The organism is uncultured Methylobacterium sp., assembly GCF_964242245.1.
In the GTDB taxonomy this organism is placed as follows: Bacteria; Pseudomonadota; Alphaproteobacteria; order Rhizobiales; family Beijerinckiaceae; genus Methylobacterium.
On the sequence record NZ_CAXTBY010000082.1, the window covers coordinates 9,512 to 12,985 of the forward strand.

At 71.5% G+C, this 3,474-nt stretch carries 3 protein-coding genes; 2 read left to right on the forward strand and 1 reads right to left on the reverse strand.

Annotation, left to right across the window (positions count from 1 at the left end):
* On the forward strand, window positions 1-398 hold a 398-nt coding region (locus tag ACFE8Y_RS15615; protein ID WP_375465304.1), incomplete at its 5' end, for a hypothetical protein.
* Here ACFE8Y_RS15615 and cobF read toward each other — a convergent pair.
* The gene (gene cobF, locus ACFE8Y_RS15620) at window positions 368-1,126 is read right to left on the reverse strand and encodes a precorrin-6A synthase (deacetylating) (RefSeq protein WP_375465305.1); all 759 of its coding nucleotides are present in this window, start codon (window positions 1,124-1,126) and stop codon (window positions 368-370) included. The genes ACFE8Y_RS15615 and cobF overlap by 31 nt on opposite strands.
* A 913-nt stretch (window positions 1,127-2,039) precedes the next feature.
* Between cobF and ACFE8Y_RS15625 the strand changes: the two genes are divergently transcribed.
* Window positions 2,040-3,194, forward strand: a complete 1,155-nt coding sequence (locus tag ACFE8Y_RS15625) for a chromosome partitioning protein ParA (RefSeq protein ID WP_375465306.1) — start codon at window positions 2,040-2,042, stop codon at window positions 3,192-3,194.
* The last annotated feature ends 280 nt before the right edge of the window (window positions 3,195-3,474 follow it).

Genomic DNA, 3,474 nt, shown 5'->3' on the forward strand with positions numbered 1-3,474 from the left:
ACGGCCGCAAGGTGCCCGGCCTGAAGATGACCTACGCGGCGGAGGAGGGCGAGGGCCTCGACACCTTCCGCATCTTCGTCATCAACGCCGACGGCACGGGCTACGAGTCCGAGGTGCAGGTCTCCGTGCGCCGAGGGCCGAAGGCGGCTTCCAGGCAGCACGCCGAGCCCACATCCAAAATTCGCATAAGATATATTATGGAACTTGAGAGTTGGATGCGGATGGGAGGAGGGGGGTCCGGCCAGGTTCCCGGCGACCGCCGCCCCGCGATCCCGATACCGCCTGGGATGCCGGGACCGGTCCGGTTCGGCGCGTCCCGCGAACGCGTTGAGCGGACGCGCGGCGTCACGCCCCTCCTCCGACGGCGTCACCCGCCGTCGGGCCGGCGCAGCAGGTAGATGTCCATGATCCAGCCGTGGCGGGCGCGGGCCTCGGCGCGGACGCGGCGGATCTCGGGTCCGACCGTTCCGAGCCGACCCGAACGCAGGATCTCGTCGGCGGAGCCGAGGTAGGCGCCCCAGTGGATGATCAGCTCGGGATCGAGGTGATCGAAGGTCGGATCGGCATCGAGCATCACCACGGTGGTGCCGTCGCCCGGGGGCAGGCCGCCCGCGATCGCCCGGCCGGTGGTGACGTGCACGGGGCCGCCGATCCGGTTCAGCGGGATGCGGTGGGCGGCCGCCAGCACCTGCACGCTGGAGATGCCGGGGATCACCGCGTACGCGAAGGCGGCCGGGTCGTGCGCCAGGATGCGGTCGAGAATACGCAGGGTGCTGTCGTAGAGCGCCGGGTCGCCCCAGACCAGGAAGGCCCCGACCTCCCCTGCCCCGAGGTTGTCCGCGATGAGCCGTTCGAGCCTGTCGGCGCGGGCGGCGTGCCACGCCTCGACCGTGCCGGCATAATCGGCGGGCCGACGGTCCCGCGGCGGGTCCGCGGCGGCGGCGAGACGGAAATCCTTGCGGATGTGGCGCACACAGATCTCCCGGCGGAGGGCCGCGAGCGCGTCCTTGTCCGCGCCCTTGTCGAGCATGAACACGACGTCGACATCGGCGAGCGCCGCGACGGCCTGCAGCGTCAGGTGGTCCGGGTTCCCGGTGCCGATGCTGATGACGCGGATGGTTCGCACGCGAAGGCTCCCAGGCATCGGATCTTCGAACGCGAGAAGGCCCGCGTCGGGACGGACCCGCTTGTTAGCGTCGTTTTGGTGAGATTGGTCGCGGAAACTGACTTCAAACCTGTGACTTGGCTTCGTGGGTCCCGGCCCGGACTGCGCTTCCGCTTCTGCGGGATGACCGGACCACGCCCGATCCTGCGGCCCTCGCGCGATTCCCGACGGCGACGCCGCGGCAGACCGGCCTGCCGGGATTCGGGGACAGCGCCGTTCCCGGCGTCGCCGGCCATCTTGCCGACGCCCTGCGTCAGCGCCTCGGGCGCCTGCCGATCCGCCTGGAGCCGCGGCGCAGCCACATTCCCGAGCGGGCCGAGACGGCAGCCCCGTGGCGGGTGGCGCGGACCGCGTGCGATCGGTCTGGCGAGCCCCCCTCCCCCGAGCGAGGCCCGTGCAGTCCCGCCCCGGCCGCGCCGCGCCCTGGTGCTCCTGCGCCGGAGCAAGCCGGTGCAGGATGTGCTCGCCCCGGCGTCCGATGGGCCGCCCTGCCGCCTCGTCACCGAATGCGGCTTCGAGGCCATCGCCTATCCGATGGACCGCGCCGCCTACGGCCGGCTCTGCCGCCTGCTCACCGACGGCAACCGTCGCTCCGAGAAGGGCCGCGGCCGCTTCGGATTCGCCGCGTTGCTGGCGGCCGAGGGCCAGATTCCCATCGCGAGGCCGCCGGAGGCCGGGATGACGGGCCTGTCCGAGGCCCTGGCGCCGCCCTTCGCCGCGCGGCTGAGGGCGCTGGCGAGGCGGCCCCGAAGCGCGTCTTCCTCGCCGGCAGCCACCGCTGTCGCGGCGACGAGCGGCGCCGGTTCGGGCTCTTGCCGGAGCCTTCCGCGTATGCCTCGCGTTACCCTCACCTGCTGGCCAACACGAGGTTACCATGACGATCGATGTCCGTTCGGAACTACGTCGGCCCCTGACGTTCAGCCTCGCCGTCGTGGCCGCGGTGCTCCTGCTCTGGCTGCTCATCGTCACCGTCACGCAAGCCAAGCAGCGCCGGGTGCACGAGCAGCGGGTCAGTGACCTGCTCACGAGCCGGGGCGCGCTTCAGAGCGATCTCGACCAGCAGCGCAGCACGGCCGGTACCCTGACGACGCTGCAGGCGAAGATCGCAGCCGCCGAACAGCAGGGACGCCAAGCCGCGCAGGCCGCCGAGCAGGCCCAGGCCCGGCTCGCAAGCCTGGGTCAGGAGCGGCAGGCCGCGGAGCAGAAGGCGACCGAGGCCGCCAAGGACGCGGAGGCGCGCGCGCAACGTCTGAGCGAGGTGCAGGCGCAGGTGCAGCAGGCCGAGCAGAAGCTGGCGCCGCTGCGCGACGCCACGGTCGCCGCGGATCAGACCGCGAAGGTGCGCACGCAGGAATTGGCGGACGTGGGCCGCAGGCTCGAGGAGACGCGGCAGCAGGAGGCCAAGCTGCGCAGCGACCTCACCGCCATGTCGCAGGAGGCGACGAACAAGACCGCCGATCTCGCCAAGGCCGAGGAGAGCCAGCAGAAGGCCCGCGAGGGCGCGGCGGCGGCCCAGAAGGAGCTCTCGGATGCCAGGACCGAGACCGCGCGCGCGGCCAAGGCGCGGGAGGATGCGCAGCAGGTCCTGGCCGGCCTCACGGCCAACCGGGACAAGCTCACGGCCGACTTAGCGCAGATCGGCCAACAGCTTCAGCAGACGCGCGACGCGCTGGCGTCCACGCAGAAGGAGGTCGCCGGCGCTCAGTCGGAGCGGGACCGCGTGACGTCGGAGCGGGGCCAGGCCGAGGCCTCCGTCAGGACGCTCAAGGACGAGCGCGAGCGGCAGACCGCCAGCGTCGAAGCGCTTCGGAAGCAGCAGGCCGAGGCGCAGGCGCAGCTCGCGACGCTGACGGAGGGACTGGCCGGGCGGAACAAGGAGTTGGCGGCCCTGGAGGAGCGGCTTCGGTCGACCCGCGAGGAGCTGTCGGCCACGCAGAGCAAGCTGGCCGACACACGTCAGCAGCTCTCCAACCCGCCAGCCTCCGGCAACGTCGATCCCGGCCGGGCGGAGGATGCCAGCCCGCGGTAGTGTCCGCGTGTGGGAAGCGACGCTCTTTCCTCGGACCCAGAGGTCGATCAGGCCGCCGCCGGTCGGCTCCGCCACAGGCCGCGAAGGCCTCGGAAGGGTAGCAGGAGCAGCTTGAGGCATGCTCTGATCGTCAGGACCGCAACAACCGTGAAAATCGCCAACAGAGTCTTGATCAAAGGGGCACCTGCTCCGGTGGGTGGGTGGCTGTTGCGGCGGCGTGACCCCACCGCAGCATCCGAGATAACGCGCGGAACTTGGCGAGACTAAGGACTTGGCGAGA

Excerpts from the sequence above, each read along its gene's own strand:
- ACFE8Y_RS15625 (WP_375465306.1), top strand. The coding sequence starts at position 2,040 with ATGACGATCGATGTCCGTTCGGAACTACGTCGGCCCCTGACGTTCAGC.